The 5,102-nt window shown below is 58.2% G+C and carries 4 protein-coding genes and 1 pseudogene; 2 read left to right on the top strand and 3 right to left on the bottom strand.

The window, feature by feature from the left end; all coding sequences use genetic code 11:
* Window positions 1-104: 104 nt before the first annotated feature.
* The gene (locus HWY30_RS40425; protein WP_090812733.1) at window positions 105-614 is read right to left on the bottom strand and encodes a transposase; all 510 of its coding nucleotides are present in this window, start codon (window positions 612-614) and stop codon (window positions 105-107) included.
* Window positions 615-882: 268 nt separating this feature from the next.
* Window positions 883-2,451: a transposase gene (locus tag HWY30_RS40420; RefSeq protein WP_425199440.1), complete on the bottom strand. Its 1,569-nt coding sequence runs from the start codon at window positions 2,449-2,451 to the stop codon at window positions 883-885.
* A gap of 696 nt (window positions 2,452-3,147) precedes the next feature.
* On the opposite strand from HWY30_RS40420, the pseudogene HWY30_RS40415 reads away from it, so the two are divergent.
* Window positions 3,148-4,242: pseudogene (locus HWY30_RS40415) on the top strand (IS630 family transposase).
* Window positions 4,239-4,481, top strand: coding sequence for a DUF6429 family protein (locus HWY30_RS40410; protein ID WP_090812742.1), 243 nt, complete (start codon window positions 4,239-4,241; stop codon window positions 4,479-4,481). The pseudogene HWY30_RS40415 and the gene HWY30_RS40410 overlap by 4 nt, the downstream one beginning before the upstream one ends.
* Before the next feature lie 332 nt (window positions 4,482-4,813).
* Here the strand turns inward: HWY30_RS40410 and HWY30_RS40405 are convergent, their stop codons facing one another.
* The gene (locus tag HWY30_RS40405) at window positions 4,814-4,987 is read right to left on the bottom strand and encodes a hypothetical protein (protein ID WP_167368887.1); all 174 of its coding nucleotides are present in this window, start codon (window positions 4,985-4,987) and stop codon (window positions 4,814-4,816) included.
* Window positions 4,988-5,102 lie beyond the last annotated feature (115 nt).

Genomic DNA, 5,102 nt, shown 5'->3' with positions numbered 1-5,102 from the left:
AGCTTTGTTCGGAAGGGGCCAGCGTTCCGTGGGATGGACGCAACTATCCATTTCTGAAAGAAACGGGTCTGCCAAACGAATTCCAGAGGTGTGTGATTCACACATCAGAGGTTAAGGATGTTCGCGATGACTACGCCTTCGCGGTCCTGTGATCCGATTTTCCGGGTCAACAAGGTCGAACCGATGCATCGTTTGATCCGCGAGATCTGCGCTTCGACCAGCGAGCGTTGCCCATAGCCATACTTCTTGTGAAACGCATAAATGCCCTTTTCCTTGATGTAGCCGACGACCTTGTCATCCCATTGTGTCTGTTCTTCGCCATGCACCACCGCGTGAGAAGGCGGCGATATAACGGGCAGCACGCCTGATCGAGACAGGGCTTCCGTCCGCTCGATGCTGTAGTACGCGCCGTCGGCAGTCACACGGTCAATCGGGATATCGTCGGGCAGCACCCGGTCCATCCCTTCGATATCCGAAACGTCTGTGCCGGTGATGGCGATCGCGTGAACATTCATTTCCGCGTCGATCGACAGGTGCATCTTGCGCCACGGCGTTTTCGCCGCCTTTTTGCCGTACTTCTGCTCGTACCACTCGCTGGCCCGACCGAAACTCATCCCTGTACTGTCGATGATGATGCTCGTATCTTCGCCCCTCGCCAGACGTCGGGCCAGTCGTTCGCAACGTTGCGTGACCTTAATGTCCAGCGCGGCAAACAGATCGCACAGATGGCCGAAGCTGGGAACCGGGATGTCCAGTCCCCGACTGGCTCAGTAATCTTCCGTATACCCGGTGGTCTGCCGCATCCCCCAGCCGAACAGCCGGTAGAACGTATAGTGCCGCGCGTCAAACAAGATGAGAGCCGTGTTGCCTCACGGGAAGATGTTACTCCAGCCTAATTGTCGTTTTCCGATTGTTTTGCGATGAAGGCTGGCGCTGCGTAGCGGCGCCAGCCTTCATCGCAGCGGGCTCATCGAGGATTCTGGTAACCAGTTCCCTCGCGCGGTTTGATCGCCATGCTTTCACGCGGCGCTGCAGGGTGCGTAGCTGGGCACTGGAATACATCGCGGGTGCCAGCGCGACGAGGCGCTCGTGCAGTTTCCTTGCTGTAATGCCAGGCTCGGATTCGAGCCATTGCTGGATCGTCGGCCACGTGTGCTCGAACGGATCTTGCCGGCTGCGCCACGTGTGGGGCACACCGGCCTTCCGCTGGTGGGTTGGTCTCACCTCGCCGTCCTGCCACGCTGTTCCGAGGCTGACCAGGAATTCCGCCAGGGCAACGCGGTCAGGTGTCTCTGTCTCGGCCGGTGGGGTGCCGCATTCACTGCAGGTCGCAACGTGCTGCTGTGCTTCACGCATCCGGCACAACAGATCCAGCGGGTCGAGCGCCCTGAACCGGGTTCGGAGTTTGCGTTTGGTTGCCTCCGGCACTGAGGCCGATCGCAGGACGCGCTCGAGCGGCGTCAAGGGTGATTCATAGTGCTTCGTCACCTTCGCGCCGTGACGTGTCTTGGATTTCAGCTTGAACGACGGCTGGAAGAAGTTGATGTAGAGCCGCGAAACCTGGTAAAGGGAGGCAAGGATTTCCGTGGCCTCCAGACCTTGCAGCCTTCCGTAGCCGACCAGGCGGCGAACGATAGCGCCATTCTTCTGCTCGACCCACGCCTGGTCGTTCTTCTTGTATGCACGCGACCGCGTAAGCTCGATGCCCATCGCTTTGCAGAAGTCGAACACCGTCTCGTTCATGAAGGCGGTATCGTTGTCGCAATCCAGACCGCGCAGGGGAAACGGCAACGCACGGCGGACCTGCTCGATATACTCCAGAACGAATGCGCCGCTGCGAAACGGCATGGCCAGGCATTCGGTCCATCCCGTCGCGATATCGGTCATCACAAGCGTGTGCACGAGTTCGCTGTCGACCTTGCCGCCACCACAATGCTGCACGAAATCGATCTCGAAATAACCGGGCAGCGGATCGTTCCAGTCCGAGAAGGTCCGGATCGGCACGGCACGGCGAATAGCACTGCCGACTCCGCTGGCGCGTCGGTGTTGGCCACCGAAAGCCTGCTCGCGCACGTCGTGCAGCAGTCGGTCAATGGTGGCGGCGCTGATCTGCTTGAGCCGCTGGTGGACGCCCTTCGATAGTGACAGGTGACCATGCCTTGTCATCGACTCGATCAGCGTCGGGATCAGCGCTTTCAGCCGCTTGCCGCAGATCCGGTCAGCGGCCTCCCAGAGGGTGATCAGCGCGGCGCCCACCTCATCGTCATAGCGTCTCTGCGGGCCGGGCTTTACCTTTGGCGGCCGCAACTCCCGGCACAGCACACGGATCGCGTGCTTCCGATGGTAACCCGTCAACTCAACGAATTCGTCCAGTATCTGGCGTTTCTCATTCTGGTCAGAACGGCGGTACCGCTCGCCGACTGCTTCAGTCAATTCCTGTCGTGTTGTCATGCTGAGCCGCCTCGTCATAAGTCGCTCCCGCCTGCATGCTGACGGGTAGCAAATTACATGAGGCAACGACCCTCGCCCGGTAACAAAAAACCTGAGTCAATGCGTCTCTCATCCAGATTGTCGCGCCACAGTATAGAGCAGTTCAACGTACGCACGGGTGTATAACGGCAGCCTGCCCGAGACTCCACGCACGTACGGCGATGCTGTAATGAATTGCGACTTGAGATCACCCTCATGGAAATAGAGGCTGATCTTTCCGCGCTTCTTCAAGCTCCCGTTATATTCGCGCTCTAATCCATACATGACGTGTTTGATCACGCCTTTTGACCGTAACGTTCACCACCGCAGCGTTTCCGACTGAAGCAGCTTACGGCTGTTTGAAGTCAGTTCCTGCAAACCGACCTCGGAGGGTCTTCCTCCATCTCGAGTACAGCATCGTGTTCAGAATGCAAACACGTTCGTGGCACAACCCGTTATCCGACCTTTGATCCAGCGACACGCCAATGATAAAACAACGACGGGTTTGCGACCTGCATCTTGCGCACCCATTCCGCACTGCGTCGATGACGACCGTGAAGAGTCTTGTACTTGCGCACTGCCCAACGCGCCAGCGCACGATCAATGTGCTGGAAGAAGCGAAGCATGCCGATCACGTACTAAAGTGTCCTGTGTGGCACCTGATACGAGGAGGCGACGATGAGCGGACGGCCCAAAGGGGAACTCGTGCTGAGCGAATCGGAGCGCGAAGAACTGCAAGCGCTGACGATGCGACGCAAGACCGCACAGGCCCTGGCATTGCGGGCGCGCATCGTGCTGGCCTGTGCCGATGTCATGGACAACAGGACAGTTGCGGCGAAACAGCGGGTCACTCAGCAGACGGTTTCGAAGTGGCGGGCGCGGTTCGTGATCCATCGTCTGGACGGACTGCTCGATGCACCTCGGCCCGGCGCGCCGAGGACGATTGATGACGCGCGCGTCGATGCGGTTATCGCGAAGACGCTCGAGTCCGTGCCTCCCGGAGCGACTCACTAGAGCACGCGCACAATGGCTCGCGAGATGAAATTGTCGCAAACGGCGGTCACGCGGATCTGGCGTGCTTTTGGTTTGCAGCCGCACCGGCAGGAAACGTTCAAGCTCTCCAGCGATCCGATGTTCGTCGACAAGGTGAGAGATATCGTCGGGCTTTACCTGGACCCGCCGCTCAAGGCCATGGTGCTGTGCGTAGACGAGAAGAGCCAGATTCAGGCGCTCGATCGCACGCAACCCATGTTGCCGCTGGCACCCGGCATCCCTGAACGACGCACCCACGATTACATGCGCCACGGCACGACCACCCTGTTCGCGGCGCTGGACATCGCTACCGGTGAAGTGATCGGCGAGGTACATCGGCGCCATCGCAGCAGCGAATTCGTGCGCTTTCTGCGCACCATCGAAGCCACCGTGCCGCCTTACCTGGATGTGCATCTGGTGATGGACAACTATGGCACGCACAAAACGCCCTCGATCAAAGCCTGGTTCGCTCGTCATCCTCGCTTCCATGTTCACTTCACGCCCACCTCGGCGTCGTGGCTTAACCAGGTCGAACGCTGGTTCGCCGCGCTCACTGAAAAATACCTTCGACGCGGTACGCATTGCTCGACACGCCAACTCGAAGGCGCGATCCGTCATTACCTGGACGTCTATAACGCTAATCCCCAACCGTTTGTCTGGAGCAAATCGGCTGATGAGATCCTCGCCAGCCTCGAACGGTTTTGTATGCGGGTCCAGAAAGCCGCGGCAGAAGCATCATGAATATCAATACCGATGCAATTGATGAGGTCGCCCGGGCACTTCTCTACCTGACCCTGCATGACCGATACCGCGCATGGAAGAGCTTCGACTGGGATGTGCTGAACCGACTCTACGAACGAGGCTACATCGAAGACCCTGTTAACAAGACGAAGTCCGTGATCTTTACCGAAGAAGGATTGCGCGAGTCCGAGCGGCTCTTCAATCAGCATTTCGTCATTCCGGAGAGAACAGGGAATTGATTCAACGAACTTCTAACTCACGACACTAGCTCGACACGGAAATGAGGTGGGAGTCAGCGGATTTCATCGCCCCCCCCCAGTCGAATGATTGGCTGCAACAGGCCGGATATAAAGCAGCAACCGCCCCATCAAGTCATGCACACGAAAAACCTTCGCAAAAAGGGGAGGTGTTTATATAGAGTCATACTGTCTAGTTTCGCGACTGCGCAGGCCCGCAGGATACCAGCGACACCCGAGAACCTGTTAGGCAGGATCGATCGTTGCTACAAATAGCGACTATCTGTAAGCGCTCAGTCTGGCACACGGGACCGGTAAGGCTGCGTTGCGCTGGATCACCGCTGGCAGCCGAGATAGAGCGCCTTCAGGATGTAGTTGAACATCGCATGCGCGCTGAGCTTTCGCGCGGGGCTGCGACGGCCCTTGCTCAGATGCGGCCAGACAAATTGCCCGAACTCCTCGACACTCAATGTCGTTGGAATCTCTTGCCACGGCTGGCTTTGAGCCATTTTGACCTTCAAAGCATCCGGATTCTAGTGGTCTGCGTCAAACGGATTGCATCTTATTCAGCTTGGTGCGGGCACGCGTGACTTTCGCCAGAATGTCGGAAGCTTTAGCGGTCCA

Origin of the sequence: Paraburkholderia tuberum STM678, assembly GCF_902833905.1 — a bacterium.
Lineage (GTDB): Bacteria > Pseudomonadota > Gammaproteobacteria > Burkholderiales > Burkholderiaceae > Paraburkholderia > Paraburkholderia tuberum.
Note: the sequence above shows the minus strand (reverse complement) of the source record. Positions and strands in the feature narration are given on the sequence as shown.